The 25688-nt window shown below is 46.0% G+C and carries 25 protein-coding genes; 14 read left to right on the top strand and 11 right to left on the bottom strand.

Going from position 1 to position 25688, the window contains the following annotated elements; all coding sequences use genetic code 11:
* Window positions 1-55: 55 nt before the first annotated feature.
* Window positions 56-967 (top strand): AraC family transcriptional regulator, encoded by a 912-nt coding sequence (locus KD145_RS04885; protein ID WP_212004790.1) that lies wholly within the window; start codon window positions 56-58, stop codon window positions 965-967.
* Between the two features lie 41 nt (window positions 968-1008).
* On the opposite strand, the gene KD145_RS04890 is transcribed toward KD145_RS04885, so the two are convergent.
* On the bottom strand, window positions 1009-2739 hold the full coding sequence (locus KD145_RS04890) for a hybrid sensor histidine kinase/response regulator (protein ID WP_212004791.1): 1731 nt from the start codon (window positions 2737-2739) through the stop codon (window positions 1009-1011).
* Window positions 2740-2885: 146 nt separating this feature from the next.
* Here KD145_RS04890 and KD145_RS04895 point away from each other — a divergent pair, with 146 nt between their 5' ends.
* Window positions 2886-3266 carry a hypothetical protein gene (locus tag KD145_RS04895; protein ID WP_212004792.1) on the top strand — a complete coding sequence of 127 codons (381 nt, stop codon included), beginning with the start codon at window positions 2886-2888 and terminating at the stop codon, window positions 3264-3266.
* A gap of 31 nt (window positions 3267-3297) precedes the next feature.
* Here KD145_RS04895 and KD145_RS04900 read toward each other — a convergent pair whose 3' ends face one another.
* Window positions 3298-4197, bottom strand: coding sequence for a hypothetical protein (locus KD145_RS04900; RefSeq protein WP_212004793.1), 900 nt, complete (start codon window positions 4195-4197; stop codon window positions 3298-3300).
* Between the two features lie 31 nt (window positions 4198-4228).
* Window positions 4229-4735: a GNAT family N-acetyltransferase gene (locus tag KD145_RS04905; RefSeq protein ID WP_212004794.1), complete on the bottom strand. Its 507-nt coding sequence runs from the start codon at window positions 4733-4735 to the stop codon at window positions 4229-4231.
* 149 nt (window positions 4736-4884) lie between these two features.
* Here KD145_RS04905 and KD145_RS04910 point away from each other — a divergent pair, with 149 nt between their 5' ends.
* The 7 genes from KD145_RS04910 to KD145_RS04940 all read left to right on the top strand — a co-directional run bounded on the left by KD145_RS04910 (window position 4885) and on the right by KD145_RS04940 (window position 12199).
* On the top strand, window positions 4885-5781 hold the full coding sequence (locus KD145_RS04910) for a GNAT family N-acetyltransferase (protein WP_212004795.1): 897 nt from the start codon (window positions 4885-4887) through the stop codon (window positions 5779-5781).
* Between the two features lie 56 nt (window positions 5782-5837).
* A complete protein-coding gene (locus KD145_RS04915) occupies window positions 5838-6578 on the top strand; it encodes a hypothetical protein (protein WP_212004796.1) in 741 nt (246 codons plus the stop codon).
* An 872-nt stretch (window positions 6579-7450) separates the two neighbouring features.
* Window positions 7451-7618: a hypothetical protein gene (locus tag KD145_RS04920; RefSeq protein WP_212004797.1), complete on the top strand. Its 168-nt coding sequence runs from the start codon at window positions 7451-7453 to the stop codon at window positions 7616-7618.
* 317 nt (window positions 7619-7935) lie between these two features.
* A complete protein-coding gene (locus tag KD145_RS04925) occupies window positions 7936-8499 on the top strand; it encodes a TetR/AcrR family transcriptional regulator (protein ID WP_212004798.1) in 564 nt (187 codons plus the stop codon).
* Between the two features lie 88 nt (window positions 8500-8587).
* Entirely contained in the window at window positions 8588-9541 is a 954-nt protein-coding gene (locus KD145_RS04930) for an alpha/beta fold hydrolase (protein WP_212004799.1), read from the top strand.
* Between the two features lie 38 nt (window positions 9542-9579).
* Window positions 9580-11016 carry an MFS transporter gene (locus KD145_RS04935; RefSeq protein ID WP_212004800.1) on the top strand — a complete coding sequence of 479 codons (1437 nt, stop codon included), beginning with the start codon at window positions 9580-9582 and terminating at the stop codon, window positions 11014-11016.
* A 184-nt stretch (window positions 11017-11200) separates the two neighbouring features.
* Window positions 11201-12199 carry a hypothetical protein gene (locus KD145_RS04940; protein ID WP_212004801.1) on the top strand — a complete coding sequence of 333 codons (999 nt, stop codon included), beginning with the start codon at window positions 11201-11203 and terminating at the stop codon, window positions 12197-12199.
* Window positions 12200-12205: 6 nt separating this feature from the next.
* Here the strand turns inward: KD145_RS04940 and KD145_RS04945 are convergent, their stop codons facing one another.
* Both KD145_RS04945 and KD145_RS04950 read right to left on the bottom strand, forming a co-directional pair.
* Window positions 12206-12967 carry a LytTR family DNA-binding domain-containing protein gene (locus KD145_RS04945; RefSeq protein ID WP_212004802.1) on the bottom strand — a complete coding sequence of 254 codons (762 nt, stop codon included), beginning with the start codon at window positions 12965-12967 and terminating at the stop codon, window positions 12206-12208.
* Window positions 12948-13970, bottom strand: a complete 1023-nt coding sequence (locus KD145_RS04950; RefSeq protein WP_212004803.1) for a sensor histidine kinase — start codon at window positions 13968-13970, stop codon at window positions 12948-12950. The genes KD145_RS04945 and KD145_RS04950 overlap by 20 nt, the downstream gene beginning before the upstream one ends.
* A gap of 254 nt (window positions 13971-14224) precedes the next feature.
* On the opposite strand from KD145_RS04950, the gene KD145_RS04955 reads away from it, so the two are divergent.
* Genes KD145_RS04955 through KD145_RS04970 form a run of 4 tightly spaced genes read left to right on the top strand, consistent with a single transcriptional unit; the run spans window position 14225 to window position 16877 of the window.
* Complete coding sequence (locus KD145_RS04955; protein WP_212004804.1) at window positions 14225-15160, top strand: heme-binding domain-containing protein; 936 nt, start codon at window positions 14225-14227, stop codon at window positions 15158-15160.
* Window positions 15161-15171: 11 nt separating this feature from the next.
* Window positions 15172-15630 carry a hypothetical protein gene (locus KD145_RS04960; RefSeq protein ID WP_212004805.1) on the top strand — a complete coding sequence of 153 codons (459 nt, stop codon included), beginning with the start codon at window positions 15172-15174 and terminating at the stop codon, window positions 15628-15630.
* A 23-nt stretch (window positions 15631-15653) separates the two neighbouring features.
* Window positions 15654-16403, top strand: a complete 750-nt coding sequence (locus KD145_RS04965; RefSeq protein WP_212004806.1) for a thioredoxin family protein — start codon at window positions 15654-15656, stop codon at window positions 16401-16403.
* Window positions 16404-16451: 48 nt separating this feature from the next.
* The gene (locus tag KD145_RS04970) at window positions 16452-16877 is read left to right on the top strand and encodes an organic hydroperoxide resistance protein (protein WP_212004807.1); all 426 of its coding nucleotides are present in this window, start codon (window positions 16452-16454) and stop codon (window positions 16875-16877) included.
* A gap of 76 nt (window positions 16878-16953) precedes the next feature.
* On the opposite strand, the gene KD145_RS04975 is transcribed toward KD145_RS04970, so the two are convergent.
* From KD145_RS04975 to KD145_RS04990, 4 genes are all read right to left on the bottom strand, one after another.
* Complete coding sequence (locus KD145_RS04975) at window positions 16954-17430, bottom strand: MEKHLA domain-containing protein (RefSeq protein ID WP_212004808.1); 477 nt, start codon at window positions 17428-17430, stop codon at window positions 16954-16956.
* Window positions 17431-17439: 9 nt separating this feature from the next.
* A complete protein-coding gene (locus KD145_RS04980; protein ID WP_212004809.1) occupies window positions 17440-18549 on the bottom strand; it encodes a thiamine pyrophosphate-dependent enzyme in 1110 nt (369 codons plus the stop codon).
* A 23-nt stretch (window positions 18550-18572) separates the two neighbouring features.
* Window positions 18573-19163 (bottom strand): thiamine pyrophosphate-binding protein, encoded by a 591-nt coding sequence (locus KD145_RS04985; RefSeq protein WP_212004810.1) that lies wholly within the window; start codon window positions 19161-19163, stop codon window positions 18573-18575.
* Between the two features lie 228 nt (window positions 19164-19391).
* Window positions 19392-20033 carry a hypothetical protein gene (locus tag KD145_RS04990; protein ID WP_212004811.1) on the bottom strand — a complete coding sequence of 214 codons (642 nt, stop codon included), beginning with the start codon at window positions 20031-20033 and terminating at the stop codon, window positions 19392-19394.
* 177 nt (window positions 20034-20210) lie between these two features.
* On the opposite strand from KD145_RS04990, the gene budA reads away from it, so the two are divergent.
* Entirely contained in the window at window positions 20211-20981 is a 771-nt protein-coding gene (gene budA / locus KD145_RS04995; protein WP_212004812.1) for an acetolactate decarboxylase, read from the top strand.
* Between the two features lie 64 nt (window positions 20982-21045).
* Here the strand turns inward: budA and KD145_RS05000 are convergent, their stop codons facing one another.
* On the bottom strand, window positions 21046-22476 hold the full coding sequence (locus tag KD145_RS05000) for a TolC family protein (RefSeq protein ID WP_212004813.1): 1431 nt from the start codon (window positions 22474-22476) through the stop codon (window positions 21046-21048).
* Between the two features lie 5 nt (window positions 22477-22481).
* Entirely contained in the window at window positions 22482-25673 is a 3192-nt protein-coding gene (locus KD145_RS05005; RefSeq protein ID WP_212004814.1) for an efflux RND transporter permease subunit, read from the bottom strand.
* Window positions 25674-25688: the final 15 nt, after the last annotated feature.

The following is a 25688-nucleotide window of genomic DNA, read 5'->3' on the forward strand; positions in this document are numbered from 1 at the left end:
ACAAACAGCGGGGCTGTTAACGTGAAACGACGCAATACCAACGTAAAAAGACGAAATGAAATCAGGGCATCCATCTCCATTGTACGAACAACAGCAGGTTATCTGTGAAGAGCCAAGCTATCAGCTTAGCATGCACACTATTGGCTTCCATCAGATCGATCTACGGTGGGCCAGCTATGTGAACCCGCAGGAAAAGATACTGGCCTTTCAACCACAACGCCCATCTGTCGTCTCTCACTTTCGTTTAGAAGAGCCACTGGGCTGTATCCCTGTCAGCACCCGCAGCTTCGGCGGGCAACAGTTTGTTGTATACCGTGAAGACACCCGAGCCTACGACCTGAAGGTATCTGCCACCGGCAACAAGACCAGGTCCTTCTTTGAGCTTGCATTGCCGGAAGATTTTTTTGACCAGCTGTATACGGAAGACAGCCGTTTTATGACGGCTTTCCGCGACACCACTTTCGTACAGGCGCCAGCGTTTGATTTTGTAGCCTCTATAACACCTGCGATGCGTACCATCATCCATGATATGCAGCACGCGCCCTACTCCGGCCACCTCAAGGGTATATACCTGGAAGCTAAGGCCACAGAGCTGTTTCTACTGCAGGTGCAGCAGCTGGATAACCAGCCGGCCGGTATAAAACTCAGCGCTGTTGACATCGAAAGTCTGTATGCCGTTAAAACCTATCTGGACACGCACTTTGAAGAGCCCTGTACCCTGCGCTTCCTGGCACGCATGGCCTGTATCAACCAAACAAAACTCAAAGCCGGCTTCAAGGCATTGTTTAACCGTACGGTTTTCGGCTATCTCAACGATCTGAGGATGGAGGAAGCCAGAAGGCTGTTGCAGGATGAAAAATGGTATGTCAATGAAGTGGCAGAGCGGATGGGTTATCAGCATCCACATCATTTCACGGCTGCTTTTAAAAGAAAGTTCGGTGTACTACCGGGCGGGTTGCGGCGTTGAGGTTATGATGCCTGTTGTTGTTTACAGTATATCCGTTGACGTTAATGCATCGCCGAAGGCTTATGCAAAATATCCAAAAGTACAGACACTAATTGTTGATGCTCCAGGGGCTTGCTAAGAAAACTATTGGCCCCGGCCTTAAAAAACTCATCTCTGAAGAACACCTCCCCACTCACCAGCACTACGGGGATCTCTTTCAGTACATCATCTTTTCTAATATGCCTGAGCACTTCAAGACCGGTGATCTTACTCATTTTATGATCCATCAGAATAAGATCCGGATGAAAGGTCCGGGCTTTCATCAAACCTTCTTCTCCATCCTCCGCCTGTATCAGCGAGCAATCCCGGGTCAGTATCTTTACACTGTTAAAGGTAGACAGGTCATCGTCAATAATCAGAATTCTCTTGCCGGAAAAAGAATGGGAGGCTGGCTGTTGTTCATCATCAATCAGTGTAGCATTATCCATCATTTCACTTTTCACGTCCTTTAGAAGAACCCGAAAAGAAGTGCCGAAGACCGGATTGCTTTTTAGTGAGATCTGACCATTCAGCCGGGTAATGATGTTTCGTACGATGTCCAGGCCAATGCCGCTGCCATCGTTGTTATTCTCATTTGTAGTCAGGTAACGTTCAAACAAGCCAGCCTGCAATGCTTCGGGGATATAACCTTTGTTATGCACTTCCATACAAAACCATCCTTCAGGACTGTTGGACAGGGAGAGCGTAATATCAGCGTCCTTTTCCCCATATTTGATAGCGTTAGCCAGCAGATTGATGAGTATCTGGCTGACCATTAGCCGGTCTGTACAAATGACCGGTGCTATTTGCCGATAGGTCAGTTTAATCTGCTGATGCTGATTTTCCGCGAGCGGGGCCAGCATATCCATAATGGAGCTGGCCCAGGGCACCACCAGAAAATCGGTCTTATTGACCGGGTACTTCCCATTTTCGATCTTCGACATCTCAATCACACTGTTCAGTATCTGTATCGCGTTGAGCACGGCCGGCCGGGTACTTTTGATGTACTGTTCAAGGACCACTGCATCCTTTTTATTTTCGATATTGTTCAGATGCCGCTGCGCCTGTTGCACTGACTGGAACACCGCGTTGACAGGTGTTCTCAGTTCATGGCAGGTATCTGCCAAAAACTTGCGCCGGGCATTATCATGTCCTTTGATGGCATCTACCAGCAACCATATCACTGCAATGATCAAAAACAAAGTACCACCATTGCTCCACCATCTAAATGTGTAATAGTTTACAGGATTGAGCGGCAATGGCCTGATCACCTGATAATAACTATTCACCTCCATCAGTATCACGGCGCCTATCAGCACCATCAGCCATTTATCTCTGTTTTTCCGGAATATCAGGGAGGAGCCGCCGATCAAAAACACAAAGAGGAAAGCTTCCATCAGTGTAGTAGGCAATACCGTCCCCAGCAAGGCCCCGAAATAAATGGCGCCTACACAATGTATCCCCAGCACAGCATATTTTGTGATGCTGCTTAGCCCCTTATGATTTAAATAGATTAAAAACAAAAACGCAGTACCCTCCCCGATTACGCCACATAACAAGGCCAGAGACGGGAGCATCGAATAAAAATACAGGCCTATGCCCAGCACCATCACACCCGTTAAAAGTCCTAATATATTAATAATCCGGATGGCCGGTTTATCCTCTGCAGGAGCTGATTGGGTACCGATATTAATGAAATTAAGATATAAACCAGCTATATGGGTTTTGATCGCGTTATGCATTACCGATGCCATTATTTTGAGGTTACAGTTTCCGATGATAGGTTTATATCGCAAGCCAACTTTTCAGGAAAATTACAGATTAGGATTAATTATACATTAGATTTAAATTTACTAAAATTACTATTACCACCAAAAGAATAAAATTATTTATAGTTTCTATGATAGCAATCCCATTCGACGATAGGTTGGACACCGCTATATTAAACAGGGTTTACGCCGGAAACGCCCAATATGCCGAACATATATTCGCCCATTATCTGGAAGGTATCGACCAGCATCTCACACAAATTACGGTCTCTATAAAGAACTGTGATTACAACCAGGGCGCCATTACCAGCCATCAGCTGGTAAACTGGGTGAATGCTGTGGGCCTGACCGAATTACAGCCACTCTTAAAAACCCTGGAAGAACAATTTCAGCAGGGTAAAAACGAAGATCTCCCCAAGAGCCTCGCCGCCTTTACTATCGCTGAAAAGGAGAAAAGACCCATAATTGAAGCACAACATATTAGATTACAGGAGCTGCTGAGCATGCGTTAACAAGGCTCCCCGAAAGAATAGGCATAAGTCCTCAGATTTCTTCTACAACAATATTTTTCTGAGACAACTGTTCTTTGATGGCCGGGAGGTCCGCATCATAAAAAAGCGTCATGTTCCGCAGGTTGGGAAAATGTTTAACATCTTCAAAGTTCCTGATATTAAACGTATCATCCTCTCCATCCCAGAATCTCAGCAACTGACCATAAATTTCATCTCCGCCATCCTGTTGTATTCCGGTGATCTTTTCAGCATATTTTTTATCTACCTCCAGGGACTGGAAATAGGCCAGCACTTCGGGTATGAATGCATATCCTTCTGCTTCAATATCTATTTCCCGTTCCTGGTGGTTCTCTGCAAACTCGTATAAATCAAATTCCGGCTTCAGCAGTTTTTGTTCATACATCAGTTGCTGTACCACCGCCAGCTTGAAGTTAAAATCTATGAATTCAATTTTTTCACCCTCAATTTTCCGGTACTTGTATTTATCGGAGTAAACTTTCGGAGCAGGAGCAACATATTTAGTGATGACCACTGCGGTGATGGCATTATCTTCTATATCAAACCACAGGTCCAGATCCCCGACTACCAGGCTTCCGCTGTCATCGTTTTTTACCGTTTTTCTTATGCGCCCGATATTTTGCTGATAGTACTCCTGGTAAGCGGTTTCCTCTACCCTGAACTCCGCCGTAAAAGCTTCAGTGGGAGAAAAGGCATAACCCGCGGGTAGCAAATCCAGCGTAAGTCCTTCCACTGCCTGTCCATTCTGGGAATAGGCCAGCACGCCCAGCTCGTCCCAGGTATAGATATGATTATACTTTGTTTTGGTATACCTGGCTTTGCCCAACACTTGCTGCAGTATTTGTATGTTTAGTGGGAACTGCATCCTGTCTCCATTCATCAGGAGGCTGTTATCGGTTATTGTTATTTGCATGGTTTTACAAGGATTGGTGTTTACAATACAATTATAATTCAGATCGCCGTATCATAAAGTACGCCAGCTCCGCCTCACCTCTCATTAAATTATCCTGGCGCCTAAGCCCTGCTTTTTCCAGCACTTTCTGAGATCCGATATTGTCCAGGTCTGTAACGGCCACTACTTCACCGGTGTCTGTATTGGCAAAACAATAAACCACCAATGCTTTGCTGCATTCAGTTGCAATGCCTTTTCCCCAATACGCCGGGCTAAGCGTATAGCCTATTTCCACTTGTGCAGGCACATCTGTAAAAACCCTTGCCAGGCACATTCCGATAAAATCATTGTTTACAACATCAAATATCCCCCAGCGACCGAACGGTCCTTTTTTATAATCTTCCAGTGAATCATGAAATGCCTCTATATACCATTCCGGCGAGCGATAAGGCAGATAACGGGTTACGTTTTCATCTTCAAACAACTTGCTGAATATAGACAGCTCTGCAGGCAGAAACTCACGGATGATAATCGTATTACTTTGATAAAGGATACGCATAGGTTAATCAATCATTTATGATACTAATAATACAAATGTACCGTTTTCCGATATCTTATCAAGGGAGACTATCCTGAACACATCTCTCCGGGCGGCTCGTCATTTCTGCGTATCTTTAATCCAGTGTTAACATTATACAACTTGCAGCGATGAAATATAGGATTAACGGAAAGGAATACACGTACAGTTCCAATGTCAGAAACAACGATCATATCAGATTAAGTTTTGATCAGCTCAGTAGTACCGTTTTTGACTTAAGTTTCGAAAACTGGTACCGCAACGGATACTGGGACAATGATTATGTTCCCCATGTATTGATAAATGAAGACAACCAGGTGGTAGCCAATGTATCCGTGAATATTATGCATATCCTGTATCATGGGCGGCCTAAGACCTGCCTGCAGTTAGGTACTGTGATGACACATGCTGACTATCGCCATCAGGGATTGTCCAAATGGCTGATGGAGCGGGTATTTGAGGAATGGCAAGGCAGGTATGAAACCATGTATCTTTATGCCAATGACAGTGTGCTGGACTTTTATCCCAAATTTGGTTTTGTGAAAGCCTATGAGTACCGCCATCGTACCCGTAGCCTGCAACGCAGGACCGGTAAGGTACGGCAGCTGGACATGCAGATGGAGTCAGACAGGCAGTTATTAAACGATCAGTACACCCTGAACAACCCCTACTCCGTTCTTTCGGTGATCGGCAACAAGGGGCTGCTGATGTTTTATTGCACCCAGCTGATGTCTGAGCACATTTACTATTTAGCGGATTTTAATGCAGTAGCCGTCGTAGAATACCATGGAGACACCATGATGTGCCATGACATTTTCTGTGCAGACGGGTATAACATGACCGATATACTCTCTGTATTGATGAAAGACAATACGACAGAGATTATTCTGGGATTCACGCCCAAAGACTTCACAGGCTTCCAAAGCTTTCTGCTCAGGGAAGAAGATACCACCCTGATGATACTGGACAACCCGGAGAATTTTTTCCCCGGGAATCAAATCCAGTTCCCGAGTTTGTCACATACATAATAAAATTGACAAGTAATTTACTTATATTCGTCACCATTAGCAGATAAAATTATTATATGAAAGGATACGCTTTATTACTTCTTTTATTCGTTTCATTGTCCGGGTACGCCCAGAACACGATCAATAACTACAAATACGTGCTGATACCGGAGAAATTCAGTTTTTCAAAGGAAGAAGACCAATACGGGCTAAATAGCCTGACCAAATCCCTCCTGGAAGAAAAAGGATTTACCGCTTATTTTGACAATTCCGAAGCACCCAAAGAACTGGCCGGCAATAAATGTAATGCCCTCAATGTGGAGGTGTTACAGAGAAAATCACTCTTTGTTACCAACCTCACAGTCCTATTAAAGGATTGCCAGGGAAATATCCTTTTTAAAAGTAAAGAAGGTAAAAGCAGGGAGAAGGAATTTATGACCTCCTATAATCTTGCGCTGAGAGATGCCTTTGAATCGCTGAAAGAAGTACCGTATGCTTATAACGGCACCGTTCATACCGTTCCTCAGGTAGTGGCCCTTACCCCTGCTCCAACTCCAGTTCCTGCCCCTGCTCCGAAAGTGGAAGAGTTAAAGGCAGCCGCTGGAACCCTCTATGCTCAGGCAACTGCCAACGGATATCAACTGATAGATACCACGCCTAAAATAGTTTTAACACTCCTCAAAACTTCCGCGCAGGATTATTTTATAGCTGACAATGGTGTATCTCATGGCATAGTGCTGAAAAGAAACGGGGAATGGTACTTTGAATACTATAAAGACAATACATTTTTTGCACAGAAACTGATGATTAAATTTTAAGCGATAAAAGCATTTCTAAAATCAAAAGAGGGGTTGAGCACAATAGCTCACCCCTCTTTTGATTTATGATCTATCAACAAACCCCCACTAGATATTTTTTATCATTAAGCAATTGACTGCAAATATAATGCAGCAGTGGCAAACACAATGCCAGTCGAACTTTCAATACTACTACTGTAAAATATCTGCACTCCTTACAATACAACCATTCATTTACACTGCCATCACTGCAAAATTTACACTGAAAATTCATCGCAGGAGGCATTTTGCAAACACAATACAGTAAAGGATTACAAGCAACTCAATCAACACTGCAGCTTTATCTCGACCATACAAATATTTGGTTATTTGACAAATTATTGTAATTTTGATTGCATTCATGTCACCAAATCATTCACAGCGAATAGTTCTTTTCATTAACAAAACACACATTTCATACAGGAATCCTAATGCCCATAACTGTTCCTCCCCCCGGAACAAACGGATTACCTCAATCATTTACAGAAAAGAATTATAGCTGATTATATATTCCAATCAAAGGAAAATACTCGGCCTTATGTGTTAGCCATTTAAAACAAAACTCAAAAATAACTATTATCATGTTTCAACAAAATCGGACCCTATTTCTATCATGCGCTTATTTAGTTTCCATTAAACCCGGAATATTAAGTAACTCTCACACAAAAGAACCCGTATCCAACAGGAGATCTTTGTAACACCTGATGTTTATTTTCCTTCAGAAGTGACAGTGATCATTTAAACATTTCCTTTGAAAATGTATGTCGCCGTATTGTGCTTAACCACATTACCGGTGCCTTATTCCCTACCTGCAAGGGAATGAGGATTGTTTGCGCCGACAATAATTGCTACTTATGAAAATCATATCGAGTGTCCGGAAAACGATCTGGATTACCCAAAAAATATTTCCTGCATCTGCCCTTTTTAATGCAGGCGACAATCCTTTATTTGATGGATACTCCATGTCCCTGTTCTTTAACCAAACAGCACGGCTGTATGAAGGAAACAGCGATGCTCGTTGAAGAATGTAGCAAAAGCGGAATTATTGCGGAAAGGCTCTTTGGCGAAAAAGAATTACGGTATGAATATGCGCAGAAGTAGCTGCATTATAATTTTTTCTAACAACACAAAACCTTAACCGTAAAACTGGTAGTTCTCTACCGGTTCTCTTTTTACCTTAATATCTTTGTCATGAAACAGATACTTTATTTGATATCACCGGGTGTTTGGCAAGAGCAGACAACCATCCCTTTAACGTCCTCTACCCTGCTTCTGTAAAATTTTAGATAGACCTCTCTATTTTTATAAAATTTCCTACATTTGCTGCATAATCGAGTTTATGCCTGAAAAAGTAAAAGTGAGGGACCGGATCCTGAATGTGGCCACCAAATTGTTTTACCACCAGGGATTTAATCAGACAGGGATCAATCAGATCATTGCAGAAGCTAATATCGCGATTGGTTCCCTGTATAATCATTTTCCCTCCAAAAACGATTTGCTGCTGGCTTATCTGAAAAAGCAGGAAGATGAATGGTTTGAGGGGCTGGAGAAATTCAGTGAAGGTGCAAACCATCCAAAGGAAAGAATACTGAGATTTGTTGACTTTAGGATTGAGCAACAGCAGCAATCTGACTTTTCCGGCTGTCCTTTTATAAAGATCATCGCAGAGATAGGTACCCAGGACCGGAAAGTACAACAACTGGTGGAAGACCATAAGTACCGGCAGCGCATGCTGTTGCACGGGCTGTTCCGGCAGCTGGACTACGATGGCCCGATGGATAAAAAACTGCTGGCGGATAATTTCTTTTTAATGGTGGAAGGAGCTACCGTCAACTCTACCATTTCCAGAAATATACAAGCCCTGGAAAGCGTGAGGAAGTTTATCAAAAAAATGATCTCCTGATTTTTCAAGTCCCTTCAACGGGACTGTTTTTTTAAGCAGTAACAAATAGATATATCTATCTATTTGTAAAATTCATAAAATTAAAACTATGATACACCGTCACGAAACGTTTAACGGCACCTATCCGTTTGCGGCACGCTTTACAGCGGCCCCGGGTTTTAACATGCACTATGTGGATGAAGGCGAAGGTCCGGTAGTACTGTGTTTGCATGGAGAACCCACCTGGGGTTATCTGTTCAGACATCTGACCGCACAACTTTCCACCAATCACCGCGTAATTGTGCCAGACCATATGGGGTTTGGGAAGAGCGAAACACCGGCCGACAGAACCTACTGGCTACAGGACCATATCGACAATCTGGAGAAACTGGTACTGGACCTGGATCTTCACGACATCACCCTGGTCATGCATGACTTTGGCGGACCAATGGGCATGGGCCTGGCAGCCAGGCATCCGGACCGTATAGCCAGGGTACTTAGTATCAACGGCCCCGTAGCATTTGGCCAGCCCACGCTGGGAGCCGCACTGGAAGCCAATACCGCGGAATCGCCCTGGTTCAACTGGATCATCCGGGCTGCACAGGAAGGCCGGCTGGAAGGCGTATTAAATGAAAGTCATTATAATATCCTGAGCACCCTTAAACTCAACGGATTTGAACGTAATGAACTCATCACGCCTACCTGGTTGAAAGCATATGCCGCGCCATTTGCCACACCTGCCGACTGCCGCGGAGTGCTGGGATGGGCCGCCGGTTTTGCAGCAGGCAGCCATCAATTCGAAAACCCCGATGCCATCGCTAAGGAGAAAATCAGCCACCTGCCTGCCTTGTGTATCTGGGGCACCGCCGACCAGACACTGCACGGCAAATACTTCATTCCCCTGTTCCGCTCCCTCTTTCCCGATGGACAAGTGTATGAGCTGCCGCAGGCCGGCCACTACAGCCCCGAAGATGCACCCGATGCCATAGGATGGCTGCTCAGCCGTTTTCTCGGTCTCAATCCGGCAGGTAAACCCGCACAACACATCATTCCGGTTATTTAATTTTTTTACTTTAAAATAGATAGATCTATCTATATATTATGAAAACGAAAGTTTCAAGATGGTTATCCATGATCATAGTATCTTCCGCTATCTTCCTGGCGGTGATCGATATATTTGTGGTGAATGTGGCCTTGCCCGCCATCAAAAGAGGACTCCACGGAACAAATGGTGAACTACAACTGGTAGTAGCCATCTATTTACTCGGCTATTCCTGTCTGCTTATCACGGGAGGCCGCCTGGGCGACTATTACGGCCGGAAAAAAATATTTGTCGCCGGCATGTTGTTATTTACGATCAGCTCCTTCCTATGCGGACTAGCACAATCACCATGGCAACTGAATGTCGCCCATTTCTTTCAGGGCATCACCGCAGCGATGATGACACCACAGGGCGTCTCCTATATTCAGGTTTTATTTCCGGAAGAAAAAGAACGGATGAAAGCCATCGGTATCTACGGTATCATCGCCGGCTCTGCATCGGTGATAGGGCAGTTTCTGGGCGGACTGCTACCAGACACTCATTTTGCGGTGGAAGGCTGGCGGCTGATATTCTTTATCAATGTACCGGTTGGCATAATTGCCCTGGTATTTGCTTTACTGTTTTTAAAAGAAACTCCCCGCAACACTTCCCTGAAATTTGACTACGGTGGCGTGGTATTGCTCACCCCTGCCCTCTTCTGCCTGGTTTTCCCGGTGATACAAGGCCGTGAACTGGGCTGGCCGGCCTGGAGTATAGCCATGCTCCTTGCGGCCATCATCCTCTTTTTCCTCTTCAGCCGGGACCAGCAGAAAAAACTGGCTCAGGGAAAAGAGCCGCTGATCAATGCACGCCTGTTTCATTATAAGGACTTCCGTATAGGACTATACGCCTCTATATTTTATTTCCTGGTACAGGAGTCGTATTTTCTTATCACCGGCGTATTCTTTCAAGACGGCCTGGGTATACCATCGTATACAACCGGCACCTATTTTGTTTTTCAGGGTATCGGTTATGTGATCGCCTCCATTCTTTCCGTAAAACTGATTCAGTCCTATGGCAAAAAAGTCCTGGTAGCGGGCGTGCTGATCATGATCCTGTCTTTTATGCTGCATATATTTTTGCTGGTCAGCAAAGAGGCATCTTCGTTTACTTTCTCATTCGTCCTGCTGTTGTATGGTGTAGGATGTGGTTCTGTGCTGCCTTCCCTGCTGGCCTTTTCCTTAAAAGGCATCCCGCACCAATTTGCAGGAGCAGCATCAGGTACCTATTACACGGCACAACAATCGGCCATTGCCATGGGCGCCGGTATTGTAGGCGGCGTATTTTTCTACTTCACGGGTGACAGCCCATTACTCGCCGATTATCTTATGGCCTACAAAGCAGCCGCCATCCTGAGCATTTTTATGCTGTTCATAGTGATTGGCTTTCTGCTCATCATGCCTGATTATCAGGTCAAAGCCACCAAAAAAATACCAGAGGAAGAATTTTTTGTCTGAGCATGTCCAAATTTATGCCGCTCATCCGTCATAGGAAAAAGTCATACCGGCAGCAAGTAATGCTCCGCTAAACATAAACAGGACAAGTCCCGGAATACAGGACTTGTCCTGCTTCTTGATACAACCGGGAATATTTTTTATTTTGCGTAACATGCTCTTCCGGCATGTTATAAAATAAAGCAGCATGTTCAACACACTTACCGATCTGACAGGATTAAGGATTGATGATAGCAGGATGATTGAATTTATGGAGAAGAATGGATTCAAGTACCCCAAGAAACCCTTTATTTCCAATCGCTCCACAGAAACCACCTACTGGGTAGAAAATAAAAAACTGGGCATTGATTTATTGTTCAGTGCGCGCACTTATCTGGATAATTATCCACTGATACCAGGAGATAAAAAAGGAATTTATGTACCGGTGCTAAGTAGGGCAAGATGGTATAACAATAAATCGAATACTACCTTTCCACAGGACCTGGATTTCAATCATGATTTTGAGTCCCTGAAGCTGAAACTGGGCGAACCCACCTTAAAAAGCAGCGATATCTCACCTGTATGGCTAAACGATGATGGCAGCGAAAGTTTTTACCGCTGGAGCATCTGTTTGGATGAAGGCAAAGACATTTTCCTGGGCCTTGAGTTTACTGACGATCAAACGATCAACGACTTTACCCTTGGACTGAAATATCAAAATCCGCTTTTTTATCTATACGATGAATGGGTATACGAAGATGTTGACCGCTTTCTGCAATGGAAAAATTTTCACAAGACTGCTCATTTGATGTTCCTGCAATGGGCCATCGAAAGGGATTTAATAAAAACAACTGACAGTACGACCGAAGCAATACAGCAGGTTAAAGCTGGCGCAGCACCTGTTACAGCCTGGGTCAGCGCCCTTAACAGAGGATATGTGCTGGCATCGGATTTCTCTGCTGAAGCTCCGTTCATCAAAGCATACATTAACAACTTAAGTGGACACGATATACTGTATAACCGGGATATTTCATACACCTTTTTAAACAGCGCTGAATTAAAACAAAATTATTTCGGGGAAGCAGCGACTCAACAACTGAATGAAGTTGTTTATAATGAAGCCAACTATACCCTCGTAAAATCCTTAATTGACAGTCGGCTGGCGGAATATAAAATTCACCGGTTCAGCCGGAGCAAACAATTATAGTCTGACCTAACGGTTTTCCATCCACTGCAGGAAATGGGTGATCTTCTCCTTCCCTACCAGCAGTGGTTCCGGCGTAGGTGTCGTCAGGTGTAAAGCCAACTTCCGGGCTGAATAATGTTCCACTTCCTTTATAGCATCAAAGTTAACCAGGTACTGTCTGTTGAGCCGGTAAAACTGCCTGGCAGACAACTGGGATTGCAGCTGCTCCAGTGTTTGCGAAATGGTATATTTCTGCTCCTGGAAGGTAACGATGTACGGAGAATCATATTTGATATAGATGTATGCAATATGTTCCGTACGCACCGTAATGTACCGGTTGTTATGAAAAACCAGGAAGCTGGTTTTTCCATCATTCCGGTCCAGACGCCGGACCAGCTCTTGCCAGTCTGGTTGGGACTGTTGCTGAAAGAAACTCCGGAAACTATCTATTTTTCCGAAGGCCGCTTCCAGATCTGCAGCGGAATAGGGTTTCAGCAAATAATCAACGCCATTCGATTTAATGGCTTCCATGGCGTATTCACCAAAAGCAGTACAAAAAATAACCGGGGACGCCACCTTTATCTGCCTGAAGATTTCGAAACATAAACCATCGGATAGTTGTACGTCCATAAATATCAGGTCTGGCGGTTCATGCGTTGATAAATAGGCCACCGCGCCTTCGACACTCTGTTGTATGGGTTCCACAACGGCTTCAGGCTTTATTTTAGCGATCATACCTGCCAGCGATTTTGCTGCTTTTATTTCATCTTCAATTATGAGTATCTTCATGGATTATCGGCAATTTAACTACAAATGTTTCCGTACCGGGTGTGATCACAATATTTTTATTGAGCAGATGATAATACCGTTCATTGATATTATCTAACCCAATCCCGGTAGATGATTCCGGCGTAATCTTCGGTTGGATGTTATTCTTTACAACAATATAATTTTCCTCTGAATAAATCGCTATACGCAATGGTTTATCCAGTGATACGATGTTATGTTTGATGCAATTTTCCACCAGCAGCTGTAAGGTAAACGGCGGAATCATGGATTGGTCATGACTGTCCTGCACCTGTATGTCCACTTCAATGCCTTCCTCAAAACGGGCCTTCAGTAAAAACAGGTACGCCATCAATATCTTCATCTCTTCTGAAAACCTTATCAGGTCCATTTTTCTATTCTCCAGGGTAAATCTGTAGAAGTCCGACAGTTTAAGGATAAAATCGACGGTATTCTCATCCTTGTCCTCTACCATGTATTTCAGGGTATTCAACGTATTAAACAGAAAATGGGGATTCACCTGTTGTCTCAGTAATTCAAACTGGGCCGCCAGGTTGTCCATCCGGGTCCGTTCCAGTTCAATGCTCACCCGTTGGTTCTGATACGTTTGATACAGCAGATGAATAAACATATAGAACGTTAGATTAATCAGTACTCCCCTTACCTCAAACATCAGCATTACCGGCCCAAAGTTAAGGTGGGTGAGCAGTTGCTGCTGTAAATAAGAAAGCAGGAACATCACCACCAGGCCCACCACCAGATTTTTTATCAGTGGATAAACAGCGAAGCCCCGGTTTACTTCCTGAGAAGTATATACCGGTAAGGTGAAGATATTATAATACCAGACAAACAGGGAGAATACAAAGGTAATCACCGAGTTGGCGATGGTTTCATATATATTGAACTGATGCTGGATCAGGCTGGGCAATGATACAATCACACCCAGAAACAAGGAACTCAGCCAGATGATCCTGCCAGAAATTTTAAATGTCTGTCTCTTCTTCATAACAGGTCAAAGATATACGGATTTTAGGCTACTGAGGACAAAAATCAGGGCCAACCCGGCATATTAGCCCCTGATCCCGGCATTCTCCGGACTAACCGGGCAACAAAGGCCATGTGGCTGCATACAGGCCGAAAAACGCCCTGTTTTTTCAGCGCCGATTCTGTCCGGCACAACCTCTCTTTTGCCGGGTACAGGGTATTTCGTTTTCAGGGGCAGCCGGATTCGAGTCTCTTTGTGTTGTAATACAACGAAACATGAAAATATCCAAGCCGCTTAGAATCCTTTTCATCACCGCAGGTGCGATAACATTGGTAACAACAGCCATGACTGTTAGCTCCAAGGTGGTGGACAATCCGCCGGTAACCGGCGAAATACAGGCACCTGCCGAAGTACAACAGCTATTCAGACATGCGTGTTATGATTGTCATTCCAACACCAGCAACCTGAAATGGTTTGATAAACTGCCTGTTGTGGCAGGACTTGTGCGGGAAGATATTCTTGCCGCCAGAAAGCATCTCAACTTTTCTGAATGGGACAAACTTTCCCCTTCGGCCCAACAATCAGCACTATGGGAGGCCTATAATATGATCCGTTCCGGTAATATGCCGCTTCCCTCCTATGCCGCCCTGCACAGCAATGCCAAAGTCACCACTGAAGAGCTTTCCGCCCTGCGTAATTATCTCAATACCATGCGGGTGAAAGTAAAGCCGGACAGTATTAAAGATGCTGAAGCCAGACAGCAATGGGAAAAGCCGGCATCCAGGGCCACCAACTATCCGGTATCTGCAAACGGTATCCGCTATATGCCTGAATACCGCCAGTGGCGGGTAATGAGCACCACTTCCCGTTTCGACAACACCACCATGCGTGTGATGTATGCCAATCCTGTAGCGATGAAAGCTATCCGGGAACAAAAGATACAACGCTGGCCGGACGGTGCCATCATCGCCAAAGTGGTTTGGGAAAAAACACAAGACAGCAGCGGCATCATCCAGCCGGGAAAATTTCTCAACATACAGTACATGGTCAGAGATACAAAACGCTACAGTGAAACAGATGGATGGGGTTATGCAAAATTTGAAACACCGGCCTTAAAACCCTACGGTACAGTGATGACCTTCCAGGGATGCAGCTCCTGTCACCGCGCTGCCAACAAAACAGGCGGCATATTCGATCTTTCCACTCTCTAAATAAATCATATATGCGTATCATATATCTGGCCCTTGCCACCGTAGTTTTTATGAGCTGTTCCCAGACAAAACGGGAGCTCCCAGCCATCAGGCCCTATGTTTTCAACGACAGCGGTCTTCGTGTAATCACCACCGTTATCAACGAAAAAGCCGGTACCGTATCTATGCTATACGGCAACAATGCAGCCATGAATTTTCATACACAGCATGCCACTGTCAATTCCCCGGAAGAGCTGTATAAGTTTGTCACCTACCGGGAACAGGATAATCAATACTGGTATGGCAGCTATATCAATGGTGAACTGCTCAGCGTGGAAACGGTGGATATGGCACCCATAGCCAAAGGGCAAACACCCCACTACAGTATTCAGCAGTACAATGGTTCTCCGGCAACAGACAACAATGCCGCCGCCAGAACAGCATTCATCCAAACATTACAACCAGCCTGGTATCCCTGCGATCCACAATAATTACAATTAAATATTTTTAAATCATGAAATCACTTATCATATCCGCTATCAGCATGTGTTTCACCAGTCTTTCCGCGTCCTGTTCAGGACCGTTGATCAACACAACCGACAGTACCAAAGGTTTTGCGGTGGTAGAACTATTCACATCAGAAGGCTGTTCCAGCTGCCCGCCGGCAGATGCACTGCTCTCCAGGCTGGAGCAGGAAAGTAACGGCAAGCCGGTTTATCTGCTCGCCTTCCATGTGGACTACTGGGACCATCAGGGATGGCGCGACAGCTTCAGCCAGCATATCTTCTCCGAAAGACAACAGCAATATGCAGCATGGTTAAGACGCCCTAATATCTACACACCACAGATGGTGATCAATGGCAGCAGTGAATTTGTAGGATCAGATGTATCAGCCGTTAAATATGCTATCAACGAATCCCTCAACCAACCGGCATCTTCCAGCCTGTTACTGCAAACAAAACTGGAAGGCCAACAGCTGGAAGTATCCTGGCAACTGTTACCAGTACCTAAAAATACCCGGTTGCTGCTTGCACTCGTTCAAAAAAACGGACAAAGTCAGGTAAGAGCGGGCGAGAATGCAGGAAGAAAACTCTCCCATGTGCAGATCGTACAACAGCTCACTACCGCAGATCCCGGACGAAGCGCCCGCACCGTGCTGTCACTTCCGGCAGGATTTAATACGCAAGACTGGGAACTGATTGGATTTGTACAAAGGGATACTGACGGCCGGATCATCGCTGCAGCAAAAGCAGCACTCAGATAATTTAACTAAAAAGACAACAATAAAACTTCACCATAAAAACACATACAGATGAACACTATCAGCAATGACCAGAAAGTAATATACACAGGGAAAACACGTACTACCGGCGGCCGCGAAGGGAAAGCTTCCAGCAACGATGGCCAGCTTGATATTTCGCTTGGATTGCCGGGTAGCAGTAAAGGCTCCAATCCGGAACAGCTGTTTGCAGCCGGATGGTCCGCCTGTTTTATAGGCGCCATGGGACTTGCCGCACATGCCCATCAAATCAGGCTGCCGGAAAATACGGCCGTTAATGCAGAAATAGACCTCGTAACAAAAGACGGTCAATATAGCTTACAGGCACGGCTATACGTTGAATTACCCGGACTGGAAACTGCACTGGCTCAACAGCTTATTACCAGTGCACATGCCACCTGTCCCTACTCCAAAGCCACCCGGAACAATATCCCGGTAAGTATCGAACTCGTCAGCTAACCAATCGTTCATACCTGTTCAAAGGGCTGCCCCAAAAGCATCATTTACTTTTGGGGCAGCCCTATACTTTTGGGTCCTATTTGACACCTGTATACCACGCAGGCCTTTCCAGCTCATTGCTCCAGAAAAGTGCTGCCTGTCCGAATGGTGATCCATCCGGATGACTTAACCGCCATACCACACCATCGTAAATCGTAAAAGTATTTCCGTGTTTATCAATGCGCGGACCGGTATAATGATAGGCAATGCCATGGAGCGTCACGTCCTGCAACAGCCGTTCCCGTTCACTCCTGTCCTGTGGCGCTGCACTTAACCGGGAAGGAAGCTGCAACAATTCTTCTATACCATATTTAAAACAGGATAAGGCAAATTGATTGGCATAAATGAAATGCGGATCTGCACCGGTTCCATGTGCCAGGATACTATAAGGTGCTTCTTCGTGCAGCCACTGCGCACGAGCTGAAACATCCGTTGGCGCAGGAAGTGCCTTACCATTCCTGTCGAGAAAATTATGATCTATTTGCGTAATTAATGAAAGGAGCGACGATGTCATTGTGGATAGTTATAAATTTTTGAGACGGGGATTCTGGCCCAGCTCCTGCTGGTGATCTACGGGTACTTCTATGAGCAGGGAACGTTGCCCATCCATTTCCATGCGATGTAACAGTTCCTCCAGATTACTCAGATCAGGCTGTAGCCGTGCGGCCTCCCAGCCACAGGCCCTGGCGATCGCGCAATAATCGATAGCGGCAACACGGGCATGATAATGCGGTGCTGCGATTTCGGGTAATACTTTTTCCAGTCCCTGTTCAACGATAGATAAGGATTCATTATTCAGCAGAAAAACAATGATGCCCAGCTGGCTCACTTCTCCTAAAGAACCGGAAAACAGGCGGAAACATCCATCGCCGGTAAACAAAAAAACCGGACGACCGGGATCTGATAATTTCGCTCCTACCGCTACGCCAAAAGCTCCGCCCATAGCAGAACCACGATAGAGTGAATAAAAATCGATATTGTCGTTAGGGCGTTGTGTTACATATTGACGGTCTTTATAAGCCAGACAAACATCATCTATTCCCAGTGAGTGCGCGGGCCACCATTTATTGAGCCGCTGATATAAAGTGGCCATATTTACATACCCTTCCCGTGGAGTGGTAAATGGCCGGTCGTTCAAATCTGCCGGCGCCTTTGCAACAGGCCTGTTAGTGAAGGGATAACGCTGTCCGGCGCTTATCAATGCGTTTAATAAAATATCCAGCGATCCGTAAATATGATCATACCCACCTGTGGCCACATGACGCAAACTATTTTCCACTAAGCCATACGCCTGAAAAATATTCCCCAGAAAAAAAGTATGAGCAGCCTTAAAACCACTGAAATTAATGGTGTATTCATCCGGGCAGGCACCTAGTACTACCAGCACATCCTGCTTGCCAAGCGAATTAAACAGTGACATGGCTTTATCATTTCCTCCAAAAGAAATATAGCCGTAACCGTAAGGATTATCCTGGCTCACGGCGTTGGCGCCATTGATACTCCAGATAGCGGCCGCCTGTAATTGTTCACAGAGCTGCGTGGTGAGTTGCTTCGCGTTGGGATGACGGGCCATTTCTTCTCCCACCAAAACCACTACCCGCTTATCATCCGTCGTTTTCCGGAATGTAGCCACAAAAGCATCCAGGTAGTCGTCTTTTATCGATGGTGCACGGCATACTCCACCACAGGGTTTCCCACAGCTTCATTGTCCAATACCAATACGACCGGTTTGGAGCGGTCCAGGGTAGCTTTTGCAGCAGCCAGCTGCGCGCTTAATGAAAACGGATCATTCAATACAAAGACAGCATCTCCCAATTCCGCCCGCAATTGCGCTACGATATTACTACCGTGAATGGAAGTATCCTGTAGTGGTGAGAAACCCTCGGTATTACTACCGGAAACAGGGACAATAAAAACGGCCGGTATGTCGTGCAGCTTGGCATCACTTAATCCGCAAGTGATCAACTTGGTAGCAGCCCCGGTGGTGGCCACTGCAGCGGCGATTTTACCACTTGCCAGATAATAACCCAATGGAACAAAACCAGCACTGTATTCTCCCAACGTCAGAAATGAAGGATCATCGGAGTGCAGGTCATCAAGAGGTTTCAGGTGCTTTAGCAGATGAATAACACCACCACCTGTAACGCCGGTGTATAATGTTATACCCCAGTCGGTAAGGGTGTCGATAATGAGCTGATAATTGTCAGCCACGCATGGAGGGCTTCCATAAAGGTTATTGGGCCTCATAGAATAGTGATTAAAATTGATATGGTTTATGAAATAAAACTATCGCGGTTCCTCTGTACAGTTTTGTATAAGGGCTTTTAAGAAGGGTTGTTGATATGGTTTTTTCAAAATGGGTTTGACGGGTACATTGCTCACATTCACTGATACTACAAGATAAGTAGTATTTCTTATATAACAAATTTTTCTCAATAATATAACTGCTATTTCTCCAGGGGAAATAAAGGAGAGTTATTTGTTACCTGGTCGGGCGTATTGTTTATCTTCTTCTGATACCGGTCCTGTATATCTGAATTTCCGGTGATCATCATTTATGTTGATTACAGCGCTATCGCTTACCAGGAAAGGTATACTGTCGAATACCGGTTTGCCCAGGCCATCGCCGGGTGCGATGAGTACTTTATTAACGTTCTCTGGCAGGGTATATTCGGAAAATTCAGTATCGTACATGGTATGGATCAGCCACAGATGCCGGGAGGCAGGCTGGTTGACCAGGGTTTCAAAGCCTTCTGTTGTTTGTGTCATTTCAGGATGCTCCGTTACGGCAGGATGTGGTGCGAAGCTAAAATTGATATACGGTGCATGTTGATAGCCGAACTTAAATACCAGCAGCATTTTACCAGTGGGTACTTTTTCATCTGTTGAAGAAGTGAGCACATACTTTCCCTTCACTTTATCGGTGGAGAGGTAAATAGTGTCGTGCTGCTGTGTCCATATGCCTTTCACAAAGACATCGAGGGCGCCATAGCTCATGGCGTATACAAAGCGGTTGTTTTCAAAAATGCAAAGTTCTTCCGCCACCTCCATACGGCTGGCATTGTAATAGCCCGGCATCACGCGGCTATATTTCTGCCCCTGCGCATTATTTTCCATGATCAGTAAAAATAAAATCAGTAAACCAGTTACATGCTTCATTTTAACAGTGTCTGGCGTTGATTGTTACAGCTGGTGTCAGACATCCAAAGATACTAAAGGTGGGTGATTTTGAATGACTCAGCTTTTTATCTATCTTTCGCTATTCATTTTATCACCCTCAACAAAAGCAAGAACATGTATTCCCCGCTTATAGCACTTTTGATGTGCTGTTCACCATCGGCAGATACCACACACCAGCCACTCTTTACCGCAGGGGTAGCCAGTGGATTAATGGGTGGCCTGTATGAAGGATTTTATCCGATAGATTCACTGAAAACAAAAGGCGATTTTGGATTGGGAGCGCCGGATAAAATAGATGGAGAGTTGCTATTTTTAGACGGAAAGGCTTATCAGACTCAGCATACCGGGAAAACAGCAGAAGTATTGCCCGGCCAGCGTACACCTTTCAGCATGGTCAATTTTTTTCATACGGACATGGTTTTCCGGGTACATCAACCAATGGACAAAGCTGCGTTGTATCACTACCTCGACAGCCTTCTACCAAATGTAAATGGAATGTATGCTATTCACCTGAAAGGTAAGTTTACCCACCTGAAAACAAGGGCTTTTCCGCCGGTAAAAGAGCACCCCTATCCCCCGCTGGCCAGTATGCTGGATCAACAGCGCTTCTTTTCCTTCGACAAATGTCAGGGTGATCTCGTGGGATACCGGTTACCTTCTTATATGGACAACACCAATATTGCCGGCTATCATTTCCATTATCTGTCCGACACTAAAGATGCAGGAGGGCATATCGTAGATGTTGTTGCGGAAGATGTAACCATCACCATCAGTATACTCGACAGCTATACCGTGCAAATTCCGTCTACGCCGGCATTTGATCATTTTGACTTTAAGAAAAACAGACAGGAAGATATTAAAAGTGTAGAGCGGGGTTCCAAATAATATTCAAAGAGGACGTCTCAGTATTTGAAACGTCCTCTTTCTATTTAATTTCCTATCTGCAAAACTAATTCCATCCACCGCCTAATGCCTGGTAAATATTCACCATCGCATTTAACTGCTGCTTCTTTGTTTCGATCAGTTCAAACTTCGATTCCAGTGCATCACGCTGTGTCATCAGCACTTCCATGTAATCAGCGCGGGCCGACTTGAACAGGTCGTTGGAAATGTCAATCGACTGGGTAAGTTTCTCCACCTGTTGGGATTTCAGATCGTAGCTTTTTTCAAGATTATTGATCTTAGCCAGCTGGTTGGCCACTTCCACATATGCGTTCAGGATAGTACGCTCATAATTATAAACAGCCTGTATCTGCGTAGCATTGGCGCTGTAATAGGTCGCTTTGATCGCGTTCCTGTTGACCAGCGGAGCCACCAGCTCTCCTGCTAATGAATACAGCATGGACTCCGGCGTTCTTAACAGATAGCCCGGGTTAAATGCCTGATAACCGAAGGATGCGGAAATGCCCAGAGAAGGATAAAAACGGGCTCTTGCCACCTTCACATCCAGTTGTGCAGCAGTCAGCGCCAGCTCCGCCTGTTTGATATCGGGGCGGTTGGCCAGTAACTGTGAAGGGATACCGGCATGAATGGAAGCCGGCACCAACTCATCAAAACGTTGTCCGTTTCTGGTGACGGGCTGCGGATACCGGGCCAGCAGGTAGTTGATCCTGTTCTCCGTTTCCGTGATCTTCTGCAGAATACCATACTGGAGATTTTGTGTATTCAACACCTCTGCTTCAAATTTACGTACAGCCAACTCCGTTACCCGGGTGGCTTCTTTCTGCAGTTTTACGATCTCCAGGGCATTATGCTGTATCTCCATGTTCTTTTTTACAATGGCCAGCTGGTTATCCAATGCCAGCAGCTCGTAGTAGGAGTTCGCGATTTCAGCCACCAGGTTGGTGATCACGAAATTCCGGCCTTCCACCGTAGACAGGTAGCGGGCCACAGCCGCTTTGCTGGCATTATGCAGCTTATGCCAGATATCCACTTCCCAGTTGGCGTATACCCCTAAGAGATAGTCCGGCAATGGGTCAGGCATTTCTTTTCCCGGCTTGATCTCTGTATTGGCTTCCATAGCGCCGATATTGGTGTACCGGGCTGATTTATCCAAACCAGCAGCGCCTTTTATACCAACGAAAGGTAAATATTCACCCTTTCTGGCTCTTACCTCATTTCTGGATATTTCTATTTCCTGTAAGGCAATATTCAGTTCCTGATTATTCTTCAGCGCTGTATCAATCAGGGCCACCAGGTATGGATCGGTAAAATACTGGTTCCACTTCACCTGGGCGGTATTGACGGAGTCCTGCGAGTTGTTGTAACTCGCAGGAACAGTCTTGTCAGCTGTTTTCCCAACCAGTTCCGGCACTTTACAGGCCGCATAGGTCAAAGAAAGACAGGCTATTCCTATGTATTTATATTTTCTTCTTGGCATTATGGTCAGTTTCTCGCGTTAATGGTATCTTCTTCCAGAATGATGATCTTGCGTTCGGTCAACGGTTTCTCGTCCTCATCTTTAATGAGCTTGCGTTTCGCGGCGATGCTGCCGAATATGTAGTACAATCCCGGAATGAGGACCACCCCGAACATCGTTCCGATCAGCATTCCGCCCAGCGATGCCGCACCGATGGTACGGTTACCGATAGCACCCGGACCGGTAGCAAACACCAGCGGGATCAGGCCTGCGATAAAGGCGAGGGAGGTCATTAATATCGGACGGAAACGGGTGCGGGCACCTTCTATGGCCGCCTGGTATACGGACACGCCTGCACGATGACGCTGTGCAGCAAACTCCACGATCAGTACGGCGTTCTTACCCAGCAAACCTACCAGCATGATCAGTCCCACCTGGGCATAGATATCATTTGACAAGCCCATTACCTTAAGCAGCAAAAAGGAACCGAAAACCCCGGCCGGCAGCGAGAGTACTACCGCCAACGGCAATACGAAACTTTCATATTGTGCCGCCAGGATCAGGTATACAAAGAACAGCACCACCAGGAAGATGTAGAGTGCTTCATTTCCCCTGCCGGATTCATCTTTGGAAAGACCTTCCCAGTCAATACCATAGCCGTGTGGCAAGGTTTTGGCCGCCACCTCCTGGATGATTTTGATCGCCTCACCACTGCTGTATCCTGCTGCAGGCTCCCCACGGATAGCGGACGAGTTGTACATATTATATCTGGTGATCTCATTCAGTCCATGAGTTTTTTTGATGCTCATGAAAGCGGAATAAGGCACCATCTCATCACGGTTGTTTTTTACGTACAGGTTCATCAGGTCGTCGGGCAGCCTTCTGTATTCGGGTGCGGCCTGTACATATACCTTGAAGAAGTTGCCAAACCGGATAAAGCCCAGCTCATAGGTACTACCGATCAGGATGGAAAGGTTGTCCATCGCTTTGCCGATAGAAACACCTTTCTGCATGGCAGCCTGGTTGTCTATCTGCAGCTCATATTGCGGATAGTTGGCACTGTAAAAAGTGAATAAGCCGGTCAGCTCCTTCCTTTTTCTCAATGCCGCCATAAACTCATCGTTCACCTTTTCCATCTCCTTATAGTCGTCCCCGTTAGTCTTGTCCAGCAGACGCAGTGAGAAACCACCTGCTGCCCCATAGCCGGGTACTGCCGGTGGTCCGAAGAATTCGATGGTGGCTCCCGGAATATCCCGGCACTTTTCTTCCAGCTCTGCGATGATCTGGTTAACGGAATGTTTACGTTCAGACCAGCCTTTGAGGTTAATCAGACAGGTACCGGCATTGGAGCCGCGGCCTTCGGTCAGCACCTCATAACCTGCCAGTGCGGAAACAGACTGAATACCATCTACATGTTCTGCAATCTCCTGTACCTTCCGGGCCATGTCGTTTGTTCTTTCCAGCGTAGAACCGGGCGGGGTCTGGATAATAGCGTAGATCATGCCCTGGTCTTCACTGGGGATAAAGCCTGAAGGAAGCGTTTTGCCGACACCGAATATACCGAGCCCAAAAGCCAGCAGGATACCGAAAGTGATCACCCGGCGGTTCACGATCTTTTCCATGAGTCGTGTATACCTGCCCGTTAGTTTTTCGAATCCTCTGTTGAAAGCGTCCAGGAATTTGTCGATCGGTGTTTTTTTCTTTGGCTGTCCGTGGTTATTCTTCAGCAGGATAGCGCAAAGCACCGGTGTAAGCGTCAAAGCCACGATACCGGAGAGCACAATGGAGGTAGCCATGGTAATGGAGAACTGACGGTAGAAAATACCGACAGGGCCAGGCATAAACGACACCGGAATAAATACCGCCGCCATTACAAAGGTGATGGCCACGATAGCACCGCTGATCTCATGCAATACTTTTTTGGTGGCTGCATAAGGCGAAAGATGTTCCTCCTCCATTTTGGCATGCACCGCCTCAATCACCACAATCGCATTATCTACCACAATACCGATCGCCAATACCAGCGCGAACAAGGTGATGAGGTTGATCGTAAGCCCGAAAAGCTGCATAAAAAAGAAGGCCCCTACCAGTGATACCGGAACAGCCAGTGTAGGAATCAGTGTAGAACGCCAGTCACCCAGGAACAGGAACACCACAATGGCCACCAGCACAAAAGCCTCGGCCAGTGTATGGATCACCTTTTCTATAGAGGCATCGAGGAAAGTGGACACATCATAACTGATTTCATAGTCCATCCCCGGCGGGAAAGAGCCTTTCAGTTCTTCCAGTTTCGCTTTTACTTCCTTAATTACCTCGCTGGCGTTACTGCCATAGGTCTGCTTCAACACAATCGCCGAAGAAGGATGATTGTTGAGGTTGGAGTAAATATCATAGAACTCACTACCCAGCTCCACGTCTGCAATGTCTTTCAGCCGCAGCAGTTCTCCGTTGGGATTAGCCCGGATGATCACATCCTTATACTGTTCCGGCTGATTATACCGGCCCTGATAAGTGAGTACATATTCCAGTGCTTCCGAACGTTTACCATCACTTCGGCCAAGACGTCCGGGAGAACCGATCACGCTCTGGCTTCCCAGTGCGGCCATCACTTCATCCGTTGACACGTTGTAGGCGCGCATCCTGTCTGGCTTCAGCCATATACGCATGGCATATTGCCGGCTACCCAGGATCTGGGCGTTACCGATACCTTTTACCCTGCTCAGCTCGCGCAGGATGTTAACGTTGGAAAAGTTGTACAGGAAGTTTTCATCCGCTTTGGGATCTTTACTGTATACGTTAACATACATCAGCATGTTGGGCTGCAGGATGTTCACCACAATCCCTTCACGCTGCACCAGTTCGGGCAGGCGGTTTGTTACCTGCTCAATGCGGTTCTTTACGTTTACCACAGCCTGGTTGGGATCTGTGCCCAGATCAAAAACCACCTGTATGTTTGCTTCACCGGCGCTGGTAGCGTCGGAAGTCATGTATTTCATCCCTGGCACGCCGTTAACCGACTTCTCCAGTGGGATGAGTACCGATTTGACCAGCACATCTGCGCTGGCCCCCGGATAGGCTACACTCACAATAACCCTTGGAGGCGCAATGGAAGGGAACTGTGAGGTAGGAAGTGTATTAATGGCCAGTACGCCCATGAAGATAATGACAAGGGATATCACTATCGCAAAGACAGGCCTTTTCATGAATATATTGAACATGGCTATTGCTTTTGG

The sequence above is a fragment of the Chitinophaga sp. HK235 genome (genome assembly GCF_018255755.1).
Lineage (GTDB): Bacteria > Bacteroidota > Bacteroidia > Chitinophagales > Chitinophagaceae > Chitinophaga.

Excerpts from the sequence above, each read along its gene's own strand:
- KD145_RS04945 (WP_212004802.1), bottom strand. The coding sequence starts at position 12,967 with ATGAAGATACTCATAATTGAAGATGAAATAAAAGCAGCAAAATCGCTG.
- KD145_RS04990 (WP_212004811.1), bottom strand. The coding sequence starts at position 20,033 with ATGGAAAATAATGCGCAGGGGCAGAAATATAGCCGCGTGATGCCGGGC.
- KD145_RS04910 (WP_212004795.1), top strand. The coding sequence starts at position 4,885 with ATGAAATATAGGATTAACGGAAAGGAATACACGTACAGTTCCAATGTC.
- KD145_RS04975 (WP_212004808.1), bottom strand. The coding sequence starts at position 17,430 with ATGACATCGTCGCTCCTTTCATTAATTACGCAAATAGATCATAATTTT.
- KD145_RS04940 (WP_212004801.1), top strand. The coding sequence starts at position 11,201 with ATGTTCAACACACTTACCGATCTGACAGGATTAAGGATTGATGATAGC.
- KD145_RS04920 (WP_212004797.1), top strand. The coding sequence starts at position 7,451 with ATGAAAATCATATCGAGTGTCCGGAAAACGATCTGGATTACCCAAAAA.
- KD145_RS04905 (WP_212004794.1), bottom strand. The coding sequence starts at position 4,735 with ATGCGTATCCTTTATCAAAGTAATACGATTATCATCCGTGAGTTTCTG.
- KD145_RS04955 (WP_212004804.1), top strand. The coding sequence starts at position 14,225 with ATGAAAATATCCAAGCCGCTTAGAATCCTTTTCATCACCGCAGGTGCG.
- KD145_RS04895 (WP_212004792.1), top strand. The coding sequence starts at position 2,886 with ATGATAGCAATCCCATTCGACGATAGGTTGGACACCGCTATATTAAAC.
- KD145_RS04985 (WP_212004810.1), bottom strand. The coding sequence starts at position 19,163 with ATGAGGCCCAATAACCTTTATGGAAGCCCTCCATGCGTGGCTGACAAT.
- KD145_RS04915 (WP_212004796.1), top strand. The coding sequence starts at position 5,838 with ATGAAAGGATACGCTTTATTACTTCTTTTATTCGTTTCATTGTCCGGG.
- KD145_RS04970 (WP_212004807.1), top strand. The coding sequence starts at position 16,452 with ATGAACACTATCAGCAATGACCAGAAAGTAATATACACAGGGAAAACA.
- KD145_RS04960 (WP_212004805.1), top strand. The coding sequence starts at position 15,172 with ATGCGTATCATATATCTGGCCCTTGCCACCGTAGTTTTTATGAGCTGT.
- budA (WP_212004812.1), top strand. The coding sequence starts at position 20,211 with ATGTATTCCCCGCTTATAGCACTTTTGATGTGCTGTTCACCATCGGCA.
- KD145_RS04885 (WP_212004790.1), top strand. The coding sequence starts at position 56 with ATGAAATCAGGGCATCCATCTCCATTGTACGAACAACAGCAGGTTATC.
- KD145_RS04965 (WP_212004806.1), top strand. The coding sequence starts at position 15,654 with ATGAAATCACTTATCATATCCGCTATCAGCATGTGTTTCACCAGTCTT.
- KD145_RS04935 (WP_212004800.1), top strand. The coding sequence starts at position 9,580 with ATGAAAACGAAAGTTTCAAGATGGTTATCCATGATCATAGTATCTTCC.
- KD145_RS04950 (WP_212004803.1), bottom strand. The coding sequence starts at position 13,970 with ATGAAGAAGAGACAGACATTTAAAATTTCTGGCAGGATCATCTGGCTG.
- KD145_RS05005 (WP_212004814.1), bottom strand. The coding sequence starts at position 25,673 with ATGTTCAATATATTCATGAAAAGGCCTGTCTTTGCGATAGTGATATCC.
- KD145_RS04890 (WP_212004791.1), bottom strand. The coding sequence starts at position 2,739 with ATGGCATCGGTAATGCATAACGCGATCAAAACCCATATAGCTGGTTTA.
- KD145_RS05000 (WP_212004813.1), bottom strand. The coding sequence starts at position 22,476 with ATGCCAAGAAGAAAATATAAATACATAGGAATAGCCTGTCTTTCTTTG.
- KD145_RS04925 (WP_212004798.1), top strand. The coding sequence starts at position 7,936 with ATGCCTGAAAAAGTAAAAGTGAGGGACCGGATCCTGAATGTGGCCACC.
- KD145_RS04930 (WP_212004799.1), top strand. The coding sequence starts at position 8,588 with ATGATACACCGTCACGAAACGTTTAACGGCACCTATCCGTTTGCGGCA.
- KD145_RS04900 (WP_212004793.1), bottom strand. The coding sequence starts at position 4,197 with ATGCAAATAACAATAACCGATAACAGCCTCCTGATGAATGGAGACAGG.